Here is an 18,028-nt window from a genome sequence, read left to right as displayed (position 1 = left end):
CCCCCCCCCCCCCCCCCCCCCCCCCCCCCCCCCCCCCCCCCCCCCCCCGCGTCAGTACCAGGTTCTAGGCCAGGATTTCCTCGGCCACCCGTGTCAGTGCTCGTTCCAAGGAAGCACGCAAGACGCGCGGAACCCGCACGTGCTTTCCGATGCGCACCAGGCCCTCGGATTCCGCGGCGCGGAGCAAGGCCTCGGCGGCGGGCACGGTCCTTGCAAAGAGCGGTTGCAGGTGGGCCTGCTCCGGCTCAAGCTCCCCGGGTGCGGGAACCGCGAACGCGACATCGGTGCGCGGGGGATTCGCCGATCCGGCCTTGCCCAGCAACGCGGCGGCCAATTGCGTCACGGTGTGGTCGTTCTCCGGCCCCACCGCATTGAGCAGGATGTGGGCGTAGAGCCCCTCGGCGATCAGGTCCTTCACCCCTCGGGCGCTGAATCCCGAATCGGCATGCAGCGCCTCGCTCACCACCGGAGTCGGCACCGCCTTGCCCTGCTGATTCGTCAGCAGGCCGGCCCGCAGAAGCGAATTCCAATAGGCGTCCAACTTCGGCAGCTGTGCAACGGTGGCGACGGTGGATCCCGCTTCCGGTTCCCAAGGCAGCCGCATGGACTCGGCCTCGGCGTCGTGGAGGACCATGAGGCCCACGGCCGCGGCGGCCTCGACCAGGTCCGAATCGAGCAGGGAACCATCCGGCCGGACTTCGCGGCCCTCTCCGACCCAGGCCAGCAGCGCCCGGGCGGTGGAAACCATGGGCAACTTGGCCCAGCGGGAATCCGCGCCGGCCTCGTCAAGCTCCGGGACCACCACGGGGGACTCGCCGCCCTGGGCGGAGATCAGGTCGAAGACCGCCTTGAACCCTTCCACCGAGCCGGACCAGCGTCCGCTTTCGGCCAGGAAGAGCACAAATTCCCGCAGCATCGAGGCGCAGGCAACCGCCACCTCGTCGCCGATGCCGCGCAGGTCCTCGAACTGGATGGCCAGCGCATCGTGGTCGAGCTCGGACACCGCAACCTTGCCGCGCAGCCGCGCGTGGACGGTCAGCAGGGTCACGAGACCTTCGACGCCGGCTTCCGTGTCGGCCGCGTCGTGGCGCTGGTTGAAGAAGGCGCGCAACTGGGCCAGGTAGGGCCGCATGGCGGTGCGCACCTGGCTCTCAAACTTGGACGCGCCCGCGCCCGCGTTGCGGGCGGGGTGCCCGCCGCGCGACTTGTTGTTGGCAGGCTTCGATTTCGACATGGTGGTGTCGTCCCCCTTTGGTGCTTGGAAATCCGTGGATGCTGCGAAAATCTTTCGGCCGGAGCCGGCTCACTCCGCAAAAAGCGAGCGCACATCGTCGGCGCTGATGGCGGAGGCGAACGCCGCGTCATCGTCGAGCACCGCGGTGAAGAGCTTGGCCTTTTTGTCCTTCAGCGCCATGACCTTTTCCTCGATGGTGTTCTTGGAAACCATCCGGTAGACCATGACGTTGCGCTTCTGCCCGATGCGGTGCGCGCGGTCGACCGCCTGGTTCTCCGAGGCGGGGTTCCACCACGGGTCCATCAGGAAGCAGTAATCGGCCTGCGTGAGGTTCAGGCCGAACCCGCCGGCCTTCAGCGAAATCAGGAACACCTGGACCTTCCCGGAGGTGAAGGACTCGATCACCTTGGCGCGCTTGGTGGTCGAGCCGTCCAGGTAGGCATGCTCGATCCCCGCCTCGGTGAGCCGGTCGCTGGCCTTGGACAGGAACGAGGTGAACTGGCTGAAGACCAGCGCGTTGTGGCCCTCGGCGGTGAGGTCCTCGAGCTGTTCGAGCAGCGCATCGAGCTTGCTGCTGGGCACCGAGGCGTACTCGTCGTCGATGAGCGAGGCATCCAGGGAGAGCTGGCGCAGCTTGGTGAGGGAGGAGAACACCGCAAAGCGGTTCTTGTCCATGTCCTCGAGCATGCCCAGCACCTTCTGGCGCTCGCGCTGCAGGTGGCGCTGGTAGATGGTGCGGTGCCTGGGGTTCAGCTCCAGTTCCAGGACCTGTTCCTGCTTCTCCGGCAGGTCGGTGGCGACCAGTTCCTTGGTGCGGCGCAGCATCAGCGGGCGGATGCGTCGGCGCAGGCGCTTCAGCGCCTCGTTGTCGCCGTCCTTCTCGATGGGCTTGCGGTAGGTCTCGTCGAAGCGCTTGAGCGTGGGGAAGAGCCCGGGTGCGGCAATGGCGAACATCGACCAGAGCTCGGAGAGGTTGTTCTCCATGGGCGTGCCGGTGATGGCGAGCTTGAAGGGCGTCGGGAAGTCGCGGGCCTGCTTGGATGCCTGCGTGGCCGGGTTCTTCACGAATTGCGCCTCGTCCAGGATCAGCCCGGAGAACTTCGTGGAGGCGTATTCCTCCTGGTCGATGCGGAACAGCCCATAGGAGGTGATCACGATGTCGACCTCGGCGGCGAGCTCGTGGGCCGGGACCCCGCCGCGGCGCACCGTCTCGGTGATGTAGACACTGCGCAGGTCCGGGGCGAAGCGCTTGGCCTCGGCCTCCCAGTTGGAGACGACCGAGGTCGGGGCCACCACCAGGAACGGCGGCATCTTGCCCGCGGCCGGATCGTGGTTGTCCTTGGCATGCTGGATCAGGGCCAGGGTCTGCAGCGTCTTGCCCAGTCCCATGTCGTCGGCGAGCACGCCGCCGAGCCCGTTGTCGTAGAGGAAGGAGAGCCATTCGAAGCCCTCGCGCTGGTAGGGGCGCAGGGTTGCATCGATGCCGGCGGGCAGCGGGGCGTGGGCAACCTCGAGGATGTTGCTCAGCCCCTCGGAGGAGGCCTTCCAGGCCTCGGAGGCCTCGACGTTCGTGGCGATGTCCTTGAGGTCTTCCCAGAGCGAGGCCTGGTGCTTGGAAATCCGGATGGTGCCGTCCGTGGTGGAGTCCGAGAGGGCGCGGGCCTCCTCGATGAGGCGGCGCAGCTGCCCGTACTCCGGGCGGTCGAGCGCGAAGTACTTGCCGTCCGGGAGCATCAGGTACTCGTCGCCGTGGGCCAGTGCCTGGAAGAGTTCGGTGAACGGGACGTTGTTGCCGTCGATCCGCACCTCCACGCCCAGGTCGAACCAGTCGTTGGTTTCGGTGTTCTCCGCCGAGATGGTGATCAGCGGGTCGGCGGTGAGCTCCTCGTAGTCCAGCACCTCGCCCTCGATGGTCACCTCCAGGTTTTCCACCGCCTGCAGTGCGGGAACCGCCGCGGCGGTGAAGCGGGCGGCATCCACGCCGGAGATGACGATGGGGCTGTCGTCTTCCCGCACCTGGTGCTGGATGTTGCCGAAGGCGCCGGGAAAATCGGCCATGGCCACACTTGCCTCGCGCTGCAGGGCGAGTTCGGCCTTGGAATTGCGCTCGACGACGGAGCCCGGTGCCGCGCCCAGGGGGACCGTGGTGCCGCCGTAGGAAAAGCCCCATTGCAGCTCGAGGCCGGGGACGCCGGCTGTCTGGTCCTTGCGCTTGCGTGCTGTCTCCGGCTTCCGCAGGATGTGCTTGATGCGCAACAGCATCTTCGGCGCCATTGAGGTCGGCACCTCAATGGAGCGGTCTAGGGATGAGAGCTCCGCGGCCTTGGCGAGCTTGGGCAGGTATTCCCTTTCGAAGTTCTCCCGCCCGTTGGCCGGGATGACGACCTTCTTGTCCGTGCCGAGCAGTCCGGTGATCAGTGCCGGGATCTTGGCGCGGGTCGGTGCCAGGTGCAGGTTCAGGTGCTTCATGCCATCGGTGGCGTCCCACCAAAAGACACCGTGGTCGGACACTGCACCGAGGAAGTCGGTGTTGAACTCGGTGGGCAGGACGTCGAGGGATGGCCGGATCCGCAACTTGCCGCCCTCTGAAGCGACGTCGGTGCGGATTGTGACGGGCCCGTGCACTTTCACCGCGGATTTTGCCGAGGGGCCGCGCAGCTCGATTCCCAGTCCCGGGGCCTGGGCCAGGTGGTTCCACAGCATGGGACTAAGGAAGTCGCTGGCCGACAGATGCGTCCCGTTCCAGGCGGCAAAGGAGTTCAGCTGCAGCATGGTGCAGAACCACTCCACCTGGTCCGTGTCGTAGGAGTAGTCGAAGGGCAGCACGGGCACGCCACCTGCGCGGGTGTAGCGGAAATGCTGCCAGGCAAGGTTGCCGGAGACCCAGCGGCCCTTGTCGTTGAGCTGGACCGGACGCAGGACCAGTTCGAGCTTGGAGGTGTGCGGGATGTCCCCGTTCTTGATCTTCTGCATTGCCGCTGCCTGGTATCGCTGAAGGGTCCGGGGCCGAAGCTCGAACTGGACCCCGAGGGTGCGTTCCTCGGCTTGGACGGGAGCGGCGCCGCCGTCGCCGATCAGGGAGTCCAGCATGCGCTCCCACGGGGCCCGGGGATCGGGTTCCTCGAAGTTTATTTCGTCCCACATGTACGCAAAGAGCGCTGCGGCTGCATGCTTGCAATTCGCGCCCACGGGGCAGGTGCAAATTCCGTGCTGGGGCATGAGGAAGCCCTGGCGGACCTGGGAGTGGACCGCGGTGCGGTAGACCATGCCGCCCGATCCCAGGACGCTGGCGCGCACGATGCTCATCGGGGCCACCCAGCTGACGTCCAGCACCCTGCCCTGGCTTGCGTAGGCCGCACCGCGGTCAAGGCTGAGGGGACCGACAAGCTCCCGGATCAGCGTGGTCGACGAAAGCACTGGAGCGGCGGGAGACATGGAAATAGTCTAAAGGGGACCGCCCATGCGTCGTAGCCAAAACAGGCGCAGTGCACCTGTGGGCTGAATGCGGAGGGCGGTGCCGGCGCTGGCCCCCGGCGCGGGCGGTTGCACCCGGGGTGAAGCCGCCGGCCACCGTCCAGAACGCGCCCCGGGGCCGTTCTCCATGGCCTTGCCCCGGTCTCGGCCCTGGCGCTTGCCCAAATGACCGATTCGATCGAGGATGAAGGCACGGCAAACCCCTGCTGACGGGGCAGAAAGCAGAACTCACCATGGGCCAACACAGAAAAAACAGAATAGGTGTCGATTCGCCGTATTTAATGCAAGCCACACGGTGCAGTGGCCTACGTCACCGATGAAAAGTGAAGTCCCGTTGCTTCGCGTGGCATTCAACGCCAAAGTTGAGATCCAGAGTTGGAAATTCTTGAACGGAGTGTAAACCATGGCCAGCGTAACGACGCCTGAGCATGTTGTAATCGTTGGTGCCGGGTTCGTGGGCCTGTCCGCCGCCTGGTACCTGCAGGAAGAGGGCGTCAAGGTTACGGTCGTGGATCGCGGAGGGGTCGCCTCGGGCGCCTCATGGGGCAACGCCGGCTGGCTGACCCCGGCACTCACCCTGCCGATCGCCGAGCCTTCCATCTTCACCAGCGGTCTGAAGATGATGATGGATCCGGCGTCCCCGCTGTACATTCCGCTCAAGGCAGATGCCAAGCTGCTGCGCTTCCTGGTGGGCTTTGCCTGGCACAGCACCCCGAAGAAGTGGCAGGAAGCCATGCGGATCTACTCGGAGATCGGCACCACCGGGCTGGATGCCTTCGACGAGATCGCCGAAGGAACCAACGCGGGCCCGGGCGTTCTCGAGAAGACCAAGCCGGCCAATCCTTTCCTGACCGGATTCAAGTCCGTGAAGGACCGTGAGGTCCTGCTTCACGAATTCGACATGATCCGCAAGACCGGCGGCAACGTCGAGTTCGACCTGCTCACCGGGGACGAGCTGCGCGCCATCGAGCCGACCCTGTCCGACGACGTGGCGGCCGGCGTTGCGATCAAGAACCAGCGCTTCCTGAACCCGCCGAAGTTCATGGCGTCCCTGGCCGAGTCCGTGGTGGCCCGCGGCGCCGACATCGTCGGTTCCTTTAACGTCACGGACATCCGCGACAACGGCAGCTCGGTGACCGTCGTCGGCTCCGAGGGCCGCTCGATCACCGCCGACCACGTGGTGATGGCCACCGGCGCCTGGCTGAACGACCTGACGAAGAAGTTTGGCGTGAACATCGTCGTCCAGGCTGGCCGCGGCTACTCCTTCACAGTCCAGCCCGAGGTCATGCCGACGCACCCGATCTACTTCCCGTCCCAGCGCGTGGCCTGCACCCCGCTCGGGGACCGCTTCCGCATCGCCGGCACCATGGAGTTCCGCGACGCCAACCACCCGCTGGAGCCCAAGCGCATCGAGGCCATCGTGGCCGCTGCCGCGCCGGTCTACAAGGGCATCAACTGGGAGAACCGCAAGGAGGAGTGGGTGGGCGGACGCCCCTGCACCGCAGACGGCCTGCCGCTGGTCGGCGCGACCAGCTCCCCGCGCGTGCACGTCGGCGGCGGACACGGCATGTGGGGCGTTGCCCTGGGCCCGCTGACCGGCAAGATGCTTGCCGCCGGCATCCTGGGCAAGGAAAAGCCGGCCGTGGCACGCCACTTCAACCCGCTGCGCAAGGGCTTCTAGCCCCCGGCAAGACCACCGGAACCCCGGCGGGCGATGCACGGGCCAAGTCCCCGCACCGATCGCCGGGGTTCCCTGTGCGTCCGAACGGCCGCCGACCGGTGGTGCCCCGATGGCGCTTAGGGGTGGCGCACGCCCCGGCCCGCGAGCACGTTCGCGTAGCCTTCGCGGTAGGTCGGGAACGTGAACCCGAATCCGGTGGAGAGCAGTCGCGCGTTGGACAGGCGCCTGTCGCCGCCGCGGTTCACCGGGGCCTCGCCGGTCCCGGGGCGTGGAACGCCGAGGGTTTCGGCCAGGAAATCCTGGACCTCGCCCAGGCCCGCCGGCTCGTGGTCGACGCCCAGATAGAGCTGCGCCGGGGTGGCTTCCATGGTGCACAGGTGCACGATCGCTGCGGCCGCGTCGTCGCGGTGGATCCGGTTGGTCCAGACGGTCTGCTCCGGGGCGCGTGCCTTGCCGCTTCGCACCTGGGTGATCAGGTGGTTGCGGCCGGGCCCGTAGATCCCGGCCAGGCGCAGGACGACAGGTGTGGCGGCGCTTCCGCGCACCAGTTCCTCGGTCTCCGCCAGGATCCGGGCGGTTGCGGTGCGCGGGGAGATCGCGGTGTCCTCGTCGACCCAGCCGCCTGCCGCATCGCCGTAGACGGCCGTGGAGGAGACCAGCAGGAAGCGCCGGGGAGCCACGGAATCGCGCCCCAGGGCGTCAAGCACGCGCCGCGCGGCCTCCAGGTAGGTGCGGCGGTAGGCATCCTCGCTGCGCTCGGGCGCGGCGGGGGTGAAAACGACGGTGTCGGTGTCGGGATCGATCGCCGGCAACGCGGTGTCGGGATCGGACAGGTCCACCCGGTGGGTGGCAAATTCCGTGGGCAGCACTTCGGGCCGTCGGCGCCATGCGGTGACATGGTGCCCGGCGGCCCGGAAGCGCAGGCCCGCCTCGGTGCCGAGATCCCCGGCACCGAGAACGAGGACCTTCACTTGGCGGCTGGACGCAATCCGGCCCGCGCCATGGCGTCGGCGTAGGCCGCAACCATTTCGTCGAACCACGCCTGCTGCTTTTCGGCCGATCCCAGGAAGGCGCGGTCCGCGGTGGACCGCACTTCGTAGATCTTGATGCCGCGCTGGTTGATGACCTGCTGGCCGCCGGCCTTGATCCAGGCCTGGACAAGGCGCTTTGCCTCGGTTCCGTGGGCAATGATCGCCGAGGTACGGTACGCGATGCGCATGAGTTCCTTGAGGGGGCGGATCCCGGCCTTCACCTGGTCCGGCGTCAGCTTGGTGCCGCCGTCAGGCAACTCCCACGGAAAGACGTTCCACGGGATAGCAAAACGCGGCTCCAACCCGGCAGCCTCATAGACTGCAGCGAGTCGTGCCGCGGTGGGATCGTCGTTGCGCAGTGACAGGAAGCCCGAAGACGTTCCGGGGCCCGGCGCGATTTGCAGGGAAATGACCCGAGCCTCATCCACGTCGTGCACCGGGTCGATGAGCGGAACCCGGGAACCGGGCTGTTGGTCTTGCAGCTTGCGACATAATGCCGTGAGTTCGGCGACGGAATCGTCCTCCACCTTGCTCAACTGTTCTTCAAAGTACTCGGATTGGCTCATTGTTCACCTTTCGCCCTCCCACTGAGCCTACGCCGATTACCTCCCGCGCGCATTCCGCCCCTCGAGCGCATGCCAGGGTGGGCAATTCGGCGAGCATGTCGCATGATGGGCACATGGGACTGACTCGCGCCGACATTGACCACCTGACCCGCTGTGTTGAACTGGCCGAAGAGGGACTGGAGGCGGGCGACGAGCCCTTCGGCTCGATCCTCGTCGACGCCGACGGGCTCGTGCTTTACGAGGGCCGGAACCGCGTGGCGGGCGGTGATTCCACGGCGCATCCCGAGCTGGCCATTGCGCAATGGGCGCTGGCAAACCTGGCGCCGGAGCGCCGGGCCGCGGCCACCGTCTACACCTCGGGGGAACATTGCCCGATGTGCGCCGGGGCCCACGGCTGGGCCGGGCTGGGACGCATTGCCTTCGCCGCTTCGGCGGCCATGCTCGGTTCCTGGCGCCGGGAATGGGGCGCAGCGCCCGGGCCGGTGGCCGCGCTGCCAGTCAACCTGGTGGCGCCCGGCATCCAGGTGGACGGGCCCGCCGACGAGCTGGTCCCGCGGATCCGCTACCTCCACTTCCGGGCCTTCCAGGAATCGGGGCGCCGGCCGGCTCCCGTTGAAGGGACCTGAGGAGCGACACAAAAGGTGGAACCCGGTGTCGAATTGTGAAACTTGGTTCCGAAACCTTAGTCTGATGCATGGCAAATGTCGTCCGCGTCACACGCCACCATGGCGACTGCGACCGGAAAAATCGATGAACACCGGAATGAGGACCACATGGGCGTGCAACCACTGGCCAACCACTCGGAACTGACACCCTTGCGATTCCTGCAGCGCTCGGTGGAGGTGTATCCAACCAAGGAAGCCATCGTGCACGGGACGCGGTCCTACAGCTATGCGCAATTCGGGGCGGAGGTGCAGCAATTCGCCAAGGCGCTGGCCGCGCGCATCGAGCCCGGGGACCGCGTTGCGGTGCTGGCGCCGAACATCCCCGAGATGCTCATCGCCCACTATGCCGTCCCGCTGGCCGGGGGCGTGCTCGTGGCCCTGAACACCCGGCTCTCGGCCCGCGAGCTCGGCTACATCATGGAGCACTCGGCCGCCAAGCTGCTCTTTGCCGACTCCGAACTCCTGGACGCCGCGGCGGAACTGCGTGCGCAGGTCCCGACCCTCGAGGCGCTCCTGGAGATCCAGGATGCCGAATTCACCGGAGCCAGGCCCGACATCGCGGTGGACGGCACCTACGCGGACTTCCTCGCCGCGGGGGCCGGACCGGAGATCGGGTATGCGATCCCCGACGAGCGGGCGCCGATCACGCTGAACTACACCTCGGGAACCACCGGCAAGCCCAAGGGCGTGCTGTATTCGCATCGCGGCAGCTACCTTAACTCGATGGGGGAGGCCTTCCACCAGGGCTTTGACGCCCACACCCGCTACCTGTGGACGCTGCCGATGTTCCACTGCAACGGCTGGTGCACGCCCTGGGCCGTCACCGCGGCCGGCGGCACGCACCTGTGCCTGCGCGCCGTCCGCGAGGAACCGGTGTGGGACGCGATCGACAAACTGGGCGTCACGCACCTGTGCGGCGCCCCGACGGTCTGCTCCATCATCGCCGACTCGGCCCGCGCCCACGGGCTGGAGCGCGGCATCAGGATCACCACCGCCGGGGCCCCGCCCTCTCCGGCGATCATCCGCAAGCTGCAAAAGCTCGGCATCGAGGTCGTGCACGTCTACGGGCTCACCGAGGTCTACGGCCCCTACACGATCTGCGAATACCAGGACGCCTGGGACGAGCTGGACGACGAGGCCAGGGCGCAGAGGGTCTCGCGGCAGGGCGTGGGCATGGTCCAGGCCGAATCGGCGCGCATCGTGGACGCGGACATGAACGACGTGCCCGCCGACGGGGAAACCATGGGCGAAATCGTGCTCCGCGGCAACAACGTCATGATCGGCTACTACCGGGACGAGGACGCCACCGCCGCGGCGTTCGCCGGCGGCTGGTTCCACACCGGGGACCTGGGCGTGATGCACCCCGACGGATACATCCAGCTCAAGGACCGCGCCAAGGACATCATCATTTCCGGCGGCGAGAACATCTCGACCATCGAGGTGGAACAGGCGTTTGCCAGCCACCCGGAGGTCCTCGACGTGGCGGTGATCGGCGTTCCGCACGAAAAGTGGGGAGAAACCCCGGTGGCCTACGTGATCCGTGCCAGCGGCTCGCACCTCGACGCGGCGGCGCTGCAGGCCCACGCCCGCACGCAACTGGCCGGGTTCAAGGTTCCCCGGACCATCCACTTCCCGCAAGACCTGCCGCGGACCTCCACCGGCAAGGTGCAAAAGAACGTGCTGCGGCAAAACGCCTAGCGACGCTGCGTTTCCGCTGTCGGCCGTCCCGGAAAAGAGTCACCGGGACGGCCGATTATTTTTAATCCCGGCTGTCACACCCGTGACATTGGCAACTCCAGCCACATATGGTGTACCCAAGCGAGTACTTATCCACAGGGATTGATGTCTCACGGGTCAATTCCTTTGTTGAAGGAGTCACCACCATGAGCCCCCAACCCCTACTTACCCTGCGCATTGCAGCGGCGACGTTCGGCGCGACGATGGCAGTGGGGGCCCTGGCTCCCGCTGTGACGGCAGCTCCGGTGCCCACGGCCGTGCCTCCGGTGCACCTCGTAGTCGCGAAGAAGCCCGTTGCCCCGCGTGCACAAACCACCACGATTCTTCGAACGACCGCGAACTTGAACCTGCGGCAGCACGCCGGCGCCCATTACGACTCGTTGACCGTGCTCAAGAAGGGCACCGCCGTCACGCGGACGGGGCAGGCCAAGGGCGTCTGGTGGGAGGTGAAGGCAGGTTCGCGGACCGGGTGGGTCAGTTCCGTCTACGTGAAGAAGTCCAGCGCCACGGCGCCGGCGCCCACCTCGGGTGCCGGTTATCGAACGAGCGCGAACCTGAACCTGAGGCAGGCCCCCGGCACTCACCACAAGTCGCTCGTGGTTCTCCCGAAGGGCGCGTCCGTCACCCGGACGGGGAAGTCCAGCGGTGTCTGGTGGGAGGTGAAGGCCGGTTCGCGGACCGGGTGGGTCAGTTCCGACTACCTGGCGAAGTCCGGCAGCACGGCTCCCGCGCCCACGGCTCCCGCGCCCACAGCTGGCGCGACCCATCGAACGAGCGCGAACCTGAACCTGCGGCAGGCCCCGGGCACCCACTACAAGTCGCTCGTTGTCCTCCCGAAGGGCACTGCGGTCGCGCGGACGGGGAAGTCCAGCGGTGTCTGGTGGGAGGTGAAGGCCGGTTCTCGGACCGGGTGGGTGAGTTCGAACTATCTGACGAAGACCTCCGGCCAGGCACCCGAATCCAATGCGGTCGCCGGCGCCAACCGCTGGGTGGACGGCACTCAGCCGATTTATGCCAAGGCCTCGCTGTCCTCCAACCGCCTTGCGGTGCAGACGGGCGGGACCAGGGTCCGGCTGGTGAAGAGCTCCGGAAACTGGTCCTACATTGAAACGCCGAGCGGCCACGGCTGGATCCCCAGTTCGTCGCTGGCCACCAGCGAGCCGAGCAGCAACGCCACCTCGTATCGGTGGACCGCCTATGCCGCCAACGTCCGCACCGGCCCCTCGACCTCGTTCAGCACCCTGGGGGTCATCCCCGCAAACCAGAAGATGGCCTTCCTGAAGACCTCCGAGGGATGGTCGCAGGTCAAGACTTCAAAGGGAACGGGCTGGATCAAGAACACGCTGCTCACCAGCGTCGAGTACCGGGCGCCGAAGCCGCTGCAGCCCATGACCCTGTCCATGATCCGGGACGTGCAGGACCGCTTCGGAGCCGGCATCAGCAGCGTGGGCGGCTCGCGCGCCGGCTCCGTCGGGCACAGCTCGGGGCTGGCCGCGGACTTCATGATCAAGGACTATTCCTCGGCCGCAGGCATCAAGGCCGGCGACCGGATTGCCCAGTACCTGGTGGAAAACCACGAACGGATGGGGATCAGCTACCTGATCTGGCGGGACAGGCTGTGGCTGGCCGAGGACGGCCAATGGGGGCCGTATTCAACCAGCGGCTGGGGCAAGCACCTGGAATCCTCCCGCGGATGGAACGACACCACGCGCCACATGGACCACATCCACGCCGAGATCTCTGCCTCCCGGGCCAACAAGTAAGTTGGCGGAGCCCTGGTTGGCCTCGGGGCAGGGACTGGGCCCGCTACACGGGCGATGAAAACCCTGTTCGGCACGGTCCTTCGCCCCGGCAACCGCAGCCTTTGTGCGACCGGGCCGAGGCCCGCCGCAATTCGCGGCCGCTTGGCCCTGCGCGTAGCGGGGGAGGGCTGCCGCGGATTCGCCAAGTGCGGTGCGCTTCGATACGTTCGAGGGAGGAACACCCCCAAGCCCAACTTCCGCCATGGCAGGCCTTCGCCTTTCCGCACGCCACGTCACGACGGGGGAGGAGGCCCCAATCCGGAAGGAACCGGTGTCTCGAACATGACGGATACACCCGCAACACCCGCCAAGGCCAAGCTGCCGTGGTTCTGGATCCTGCCGATTCCGGTCGCCCTGGTCCTGGGCATTGTCATCGGCATGCAGATAGCTGCGCCGGCACCGGCGGCCCCTGTTGCGCAGGAAAGCCCCAGCAAACCGGAGCCATCGGCCACCGGGCAACGAATCAACGTGGAGCGGCTCGAGGCCGGCGACCCCACGGCGGTCGGCGCACTCGATGCGCCGGTTGTCATGGTGACCTATTCCGACTACCAGTGCGGCTATTGCGCCAAATGGGCCTCGGAATCCCTGCCGGCGCTGCTGGAGAAGTACGTGGATGGCGGCCAGCTGCGCATCGAGTATCGCGACATCATGTTCTTTGGCGAGAACTCACGGCAAAGCGCCGAGCTTGCCGTCGCGGCCGGGAAGCAAGGAAAGTACCAGGCCTTCCACGACGCGATCTTCGCCAAGGGCGCCACCGCCAAGGACGCCGACTACTCCGATGAGGGAATCAAAAAGCTGGCCCAACGCATCGGAGTCGACGCGAAGCGGTTCGTTGCAGATGCGGCGCACGCGGATACGGCCGCGCTGGTCCAAAGGAACCATGACGAGGCCAGCGCCCTGGGTGTCACCGGCACCCCGACCTTCATCGTCAATGGGCGCCCGATCATCGGGGCCCAGCCGCTGGATGTCTTCGTGCAGGCCATCGACGAAGAACTGGGCCGCTGAGCGCCGTGGAAATCGGGTTCGCCTATGCGTTGATCGGTGGAATGCTTGGCGTATTCAGCCCCTGCAATGCATTGTTGCTGCCGGCGTTCTTCGCCAATATCGCGACCTCCCGTGCCAGGCTCCTGATCCTTGGTTCCGTGTTCCTGGCCGGCCTGCTTGCCACCTTGGTCCCGCTCGGACTGGGTTTGGGATGGCTGGGCGGAGCCTTCACCATCGACCGCGGGGTCTTGCTCGGCGGAGCCGGTTGGGTGCTTGTTGCCCTGGGGCTGTTTACGGCCTTTGGCGGCGGGATCGATTTTTCCCGTCTGGTTCCGGGCCGGCCCCGGCCCGTCGCCGGATCGCTCGCCGGCACATTTGCCCTGGGTGCCGTTTCCGGCGTGGCTGGATTCTGCACGGGCCCGGTGTTGGGTGCGATCCTTACCCTCGCGCTGTCCTCCGCGTCCCCGGCCCGCGGCGGAACGCTGTTCGGGCTTTACGGCGTGGGCATGGTGCTGCCGATCATGTTCATTGCCCTGCTGGTCCGCAAACTCGGCCACCGCTCCGTTTCATGGATGCGCGGGCGGCGATTCCGCGTGGGCAGGTTGCGCCTTCACACGACCTCGTTGGCGATGGGCGCGGTCACCGTGCTCGTTGGCTGGATCCTCATCTTCACCAATGGCATGGCTGCCGTCCCCGAGCTGTTGCCCTCGACCTTGATTGCCGCATTTGAAAACCTGGGAAGGCAGGTTGACGCAGCCGTTCCGTCGTGGGCCTGGACGGCACTGGTCGGCGCCTTGTTGCTGATCTGGTGGCTTCGTGCCGCCGTCCGCAGGACCAACGGAACGGGTGGCGCCGACGCCTTGAGAGACCCGTCAGCAGGCAGGTCCGACCACGATGAAGGCGTCCCGGAAATCCGCTAGCGAGGCCCTCCGCGAGCATTTCCGCTGATAAGCTGGAGTATCGAATCTATGTTCTAGGAAGGGCGGGGTCTATGTTCGGAATGGACCAGCCGCAGCCGCCGGCCCCGCAGCCGGAATCCCAGGGGCCCGTGGGAGCCGTCGAGGCCATGGGGTTTCCCTCGCCGGCCAGGGACTACTACAGCGGCGGAATCGACCTGAACCGCCTGTTGATTCGGGACAGGACGTCGACGTTCCTGATGCGGGTCTCCGGGAATGCCATGGCCTCTTCCGGAATCAGCCACGGAGACGAAGTCATCGTGGACCGGGCCCTGGCCCCACGCGACGGATCGGTGGTCATCGCCGTCCAGGACGGTGAGCTGGTCATCCGCCGCCTCGTATCCAGCCGCGGCACCATGGTCTTATGCAGCGACGAGCAGCCGCAGGAGCGGGCCGAGGCCGTGACCGAGGAAACCACCATTTGGGGCGTGGTCACCAGATGCCTGCACCATGTTTAGGTCGTCGGCGACCGAACCGAGATGGGCGCGCGCCACGTCACCTGGAGCGCATCGACGTGCGTAGCCACACCGCTGCCAAATGCACTGTGCCGGGTGAGCGGCTTTGGCCCCGGAGCGCACCTTCGGCAGGGGAGGCCCGATGACCGACCGGATCGCGCTCGTGGACGTCAACAATTTCTATGTTTCCTGCGAGCGGGCCTTCGACCCCAAACTCATCGGCAGGCCGGTTGTGGTGCTTTCAAACAACGACGGCTGCGTTGTCGCGCGCTCGCAGGAGGCCAAAGACCTGGGCATCACCACGGGCGCACCGTTCTTCCAGGTCCAGCAGTTCATCCAAAGCCATGGCATGGCAGTGCGCTCGAGCAACTATGAACTGTACGGGGACATGAGCGCCCGGGTCATGGAGGTCCTCTCGCGGTTTGGCACCTGGCAAGAGGTCTACTCCATCGACGAATCCTTCCTCGGCGTCCAAGGCAATCCCGACCAGCTCGGTGAGCTTGCCACGCGAATCCGGACGGCCGTGGGACGAGGGGTAGGGGTTCCGGTCTGCGTTGGCGTGGCACCGACCAAGACCCTGGCGAAGTTCGCCAACCACGTGGCCAAGCACAATACGCATCTGGGTGGCGTATGCTCCATGGACTCCATGGATCCGGACCTCATCGAGAACATCCAGTCCCGCGTCCCCGTCACCGACCTGTGGGGAGTCGGAGCCCGCACCGGAACCAAGCTTGCCGGGATGGGCATCGCCAGCATTGCGGACCTCAAGGCAGCGGACGTCACCGAGATCCGCAAGAAGTTCTCCGTGGTCCTCCAACGCACCGTCCTGGAACTCAACGGAACCCCGTGCATTCCCCACAACGAGGAACGCGCCGACAAACAGCAGATCATGTACTCGCGGTCCTTCTCCAGCCCCGTGACCACGATCGAAGACATGGTCGAGGTCATGTCCATCTATGCCCAGCGTGGTGCGTCCCGGCTGATGTCCGACGGGCTCTGGGCCACGTTGCTCACCGTCACCGCAGGCACGAGCCGCTTCGCCGGCGGGGAGGCCTCGTTCCCCTCGGTGACGCTCAAACTATCCTCACCGACCCAGGACCCAATCCTGCTGACCCGGCTGGCCGTCGGTGCCATGCGCGAAATCATGCGGCCCGGCGCTTCATACGTACGCGGCGGGGTCGTGCTCTCCGGGTTGCAACCGGAACCGGGGCAGGCCGCCTTCGGAATCTTCGAAGAGGACATTGCAACAAAGCACGTGGGCGACGTTCTGGGTGCGGTCAAGGCAAAATTCGGGAACAAATCCATTGGCCTGGGCTCCGGGGGACTGGCAGTGGAACCGGGCTGGTCAATGAAGCGGGATTACTCCTCGCCCAAATTCACCACGGAGTGGGCGGAACTCCCGGTGGTGAAGGCCTAATCCCGGTGGCCGCTCACGACGGCGCATATTTCCTCCGGGCATCCTTGCCAGGTCTTGGAAAAGAACGCCACGATTTCCAGCCCGCGCTCAAAGCGGTACCTCTGTGCCTCGCCGCCGTTCACGGCGCTCGCCGAGCGGCGGATGGCCATGAAGAAGAACTCGCAAACAGACTCGTAGTTCCACAGGTCCATGGCCGTGTCGACGACTTCGTCGTGCGTCATCCATTCCCGGTCTTCAACCACGGCTTCCGCAAAGCCGAGCACAATTTTCCGGTCCACGTCATGATGCTGCCCGCAATCACACCACTCAATGCCGTGGGACGGCATTGCCCAGACCTCGGGCACCAGCTCGGTATCGAACGGAACTTGCGTGGCCTGTCGGCGGGCATCGCCCGTCGGTGGCGTGCCCTCGGCGCCCGTGGTTCTTGGGAGTTCGCTCGGTGCCATCGGTTCCTCCTCGAATCGTCCTGTGCCCAGCATAGGCTTGCCCGTCTACACCTTCGCGTTGGACCGAGGAAACTGCGCCAAACACCGGAACGAACTTTTCATGAAGAGGTTCCGGCCCGGAGCTGAACTGCGAATTTTCAACGGACCGGCACCGAGCGCGACGAGTGTCTCGTCACGACTTGCGGGTTCAAATGCCCCGTCCCGCCATTTTTCTGGCACGCTGAAGATGTCGGAGAAAAGAGGCTGCGCACCATGAGCAAATCACGAGCAACAATTTCCCTGCACCGCAGGATACTCCCGCTGGTGGTCCTTCCCGCCTTGGTATTGGCCGGTTGCGCCCCGACCCCTGCCCCCGCACCGACAAGCACCCCCGGCACTTCGACTCCCGGGAGCACCGAGGCTTCTTCCGGCTCGGCACACACGGCGGCCCCCAGCCCCAGCCCCAGCCGGAGCCAGGCGACGTCGCCGGCACCCAGCTCCCGGCCCACGTCCGCCCCGGCGCAAAGCGCCGCCGAAAAAACGCTGGCTTCACTGAGCCTAGAGGAAAGAATCGGCCAGGTCCTCATGGTGGGCGTCCCCGCCACCGGCAGCAGCGCGGCCGACAGATCGCTCATCGCCGACCGCGAACTGGGGAACTTCTTCCTGAAGGGCCGAAGCAGCGCAGGTAACAAAGCCACGGCCGCGGTGGTTGAACGGGTCGAGGCAACCATCTCCAAGGCGCTGTCGGTGGACGTCGACGCGTTCGTGGCCACCGACCAGGAGGGCGGCGCGGTCCAGGTCCTGAAGGGCAGCGGTTTCTCTTCCCTGCCGGCGGCCCTGACCCAGGGCGGCTGGGCTGCCGGGACGCTGCGCGAACGCGCCGCGGACTGGGGCAAGGAACTGGCCGCGGCAGGGGTCAACGTCAATCTGGCCCCGGTGGCGGACACCGTCCCCTCGGCCTCCTTCGCACCCTCCAACGCGCCCATCGGATACTGGAAACGCGAGTATGGGTACGATCCGCGGACCGTCTCCGCGGCTTCCCGGGCCTTCTCCGCCGGAATGCTGGAGGCCGGCGTGGACCCGGTCATCAAGCATTTCCCGGGACTCGGACGCGTCACCAAGAACACCGACACCGCAAGGAATGTCACCGACACCCAAACCACCCGGGACGATGCCTACCTCAAGCCGTTTCGCGACGGCATTGCGTCAGGCAACGACTGGGTGATGGTCTCGAACGCCTACTACACCAAGATCGATGCCAAGAACATCGCCCCGTTCTCCTCGACCATCATGCGCGGGATGCTGCGCGAGGACCTCGGGTTCAACGGAATCATCGTTTCCGACGACATGTGCGACGCCGCGCAGCTGGGCCCCTGGGGCCTCGGCACCCGCGCGGTGCGCTTCTTCGCGGCCGGGGGAACCATGTTGCTCTGCGTCAACGCCGGAAACATGCCGGCCATCGCCGGGGCGTTGCATGCCAAGGCCAGCAAGGACCCGGCCTTCGCCCGCATCATCGACGCCGCGGCACTGCGCGTGCTCCGGGTCAAGGAAGAACGCTAGCTCCCCGGCGGGACTCCAACGCGGGGCATTGGACGGGTTCC

Annotated in this window: 14 protein-coding genes; 9 read left to right on the top strand and 5 right to left on the bottom strand. The window is 66.4% G+C overall.

Annotated elements, in window-relative coordinates:
- Positions 1-64: 64 nt before the first annotated feature.
- Together ACIPVK_RS09800 and ACIPVK_RS09795 are read right to left on the bottom strand one after the other, a co-directional pair.
- Complete coding sequence (locus ACIPVK_RS09800) at positions 65-1,234, bottom strand: hypothetical protein (RefSeq protein ID WP_407611790.1); 1,170 nt, start codon at positions 1,232-1,234, stop codon at positions 65-67.
- 69 nt (positions 1,235-1,303) lie between these two features.
- Entirely contained in the window at positions 1,304-4,669 is a 3,366-nt protein-coding gene (locus tag ACIPVK_RS09795; RefSeq protein ID WP_407611789.1) for an SNF2-related protein, read from the bottom strand.
- A 442-nt stretch (positions 4,670-5,111) separates the two neighbouring features.
- Between ACIPVK_RS09795 and ACIPVK_RS09790 the strand changes: the two genes are divergently transcribed.
- On the top strand, positions 5,112-6,389 hold the full coding sequence (locus tag ACIPVK_RS09790; protein WP_407611788.1) for an NAD(P)/FAD-dependent oxidoreductase: 1,278 nt from the start codon (positions 5,112-5,114) through the stop codon (positions 6,387-6,389).
- Positions 6,390-6,505: 116 nt separating this feature from the next.
- Here the strand turns inward: ACIPVK_RS09790 and ACIPVK_RS09785 are convergent, their stop codons facing one another.
- On the bottom strand, positions 6,506-7,360 hold the full coding sequence (locus ACIPVK_RS09785; protein WP_407611787.1) for an SDR family oxidoreductase: 855 nt from the start codon (positions 7,358-7,360) through the stop codon (positions 6,506-6,508).
- Positions 7,357-7,986, bottom strand: a complete 630-nt coding sequence (locus ACIPVK_RS09780; protein WP_407611786.1) for a uracil-DNA glycosylase — start codon at positions 7,984-7,986, stop codon at positions 7,357-7,359. Before ACIPVK_RS09780 ends, ACIPVK_RS09785 begins: the two co-directional genes overlap by 4 nt.
- Before the next feature lie 113 nt (positions 7,987-8,099).
- On the opposite strand from ACIPVK_RS09780, the gene ACIPVK_RS09775 reads away from it, so the two are divergent.
- The 7 genes from ACIPVK_RS09775 (at position 8,100) to ACIPVK_RS09745 (ending at position 16,002) form a co-directional block, all read left to right on the top strand.
- Entirely contained in the window at positions 8,100-8,612 is a 513-nt protein-coding gene (locus ACIPVK_RS09775) for a nucleoside deaminase (protein WP_407611785.1), read from the top strand.
- Positions 8,613-8,759: 147 nt separating this feature from the next.
- On the top strand, positions 8,760-10,349 hold the full coding sequence (locus ACIPVK_RS09770; RefSeq protein ID WP_407611784.1) for an AMP-binding protein: 1,590 nt from the start codon (positions 8,760-8,762) through the stop codon (positions 10,347-10,349).
- Positions 10,350-10,534: 185 nt separating this feature from the next.
- Complete coding sequence (locus ACIPVK_RS09765) at positions 10,535-12,151, top strand: SH3 domain-containing protein (RefSeq protein WP_407611783.1); 1,617 nt, start codon at positions 10,535-10,537, stop codon at positions 12,149-12,151.
- Positions 12,152-12,472: 321 nt separating this feature from the next.
- Positions 12,473-13,195 carry a DsbA family protein gene (locus ACIPVK_RS09760; RefSeq protein WP_407611782.1) on the top strand — a complete coding sequence of 241 codons (723 nt, stop codon included), beginning with the start codon at positions 12,473-12,475 and terminating at the stop codon, positions 13,193-13,195.
- A gap of 41 nt (positions 13,196-13,236) precedes the next feature.
- A complete protein-coding gene (locus ACIPVK_RS09755) occupies positions 13,237-14,094 on the top strand; it encodes a cytochrome c biogenesis protein CcdA (RefSeq protein ID WP_407611781.1) in 858 nt (285 codons plus the stop codon).
- Between the two features lie 71 nt (positions 14,095-14,165).
- Positions 14,166-14,588, top strand: coding sequence for a LexA family protein (locus ACIPVK_RS09750; protein ID WP_407611780.1), 423 nt, complete (start codon positions 14,166-14,168; stop codon positions 14,586-14,588).
- Between the two features lie 139 nt (positions 14,589-14,727).
- Positions 14,728-16,002, top strand: coding sequence for a Y-family DNA polymerase (locus ACIPVK_RS09745; protein WP_407611779.1), 1,275 nt, complete (start codon positions 14,728-14,730; stop codon positions 16,000-16,002).
- Here ACIPVK_RS09745 and ACIPVK_RS09740 read toward each other — a convergent pair.
- Positions 15,999-16,448 (bottom strand): hypothetical protein, encoded by a 450-nt coding sequence (locus tag ACIPVK_RS09740; RefSeq protein WP_407611778.1) that lies wholly within the window; start codon positions 16,446-16,448, stop codon positions 15,999-16,001. The genes ACIPVK_RS09745 and ACIPVK_RS09740 overlap by 4 nt on opposite strands.
- Before the next feature lie 252 nt (positions 16,449-16,700).
- Here ACIPVK_RS09740 and ACIPVK_RS09735 point away from each other — a divergent pair, with 252 nt between their 5' ends.
- The gene (locus ACIPVK_RS09735) at positions 16,701-17,987 is read left to right on the top strand and encodes a glycoside hydrolase family 3 N-terminal domain-containing protein (protein ID WP_407611777.1); all 1,287 of its coding nucleotides are present in this window, start codon (positions 16,701-16,703) and stop codon (positions 17,985-17,987) included.
- The last annotated feature ends 41 nt before the right edge of the window (positions 17,988-18,028 follow it).

The organism is Paeniglutamicibacter sp. MACA_103, assembly GCF_045798555.1.
Classification (GTDB): domain Bacteria; phylum Actinomycetota; class Actinomycetes; order Actinomycetales; family Micrococcaceae; genus Paeniglutamicibacter.
This window is presented reverse-complemented; position numbering and strand designations above follow the sequence as displayed.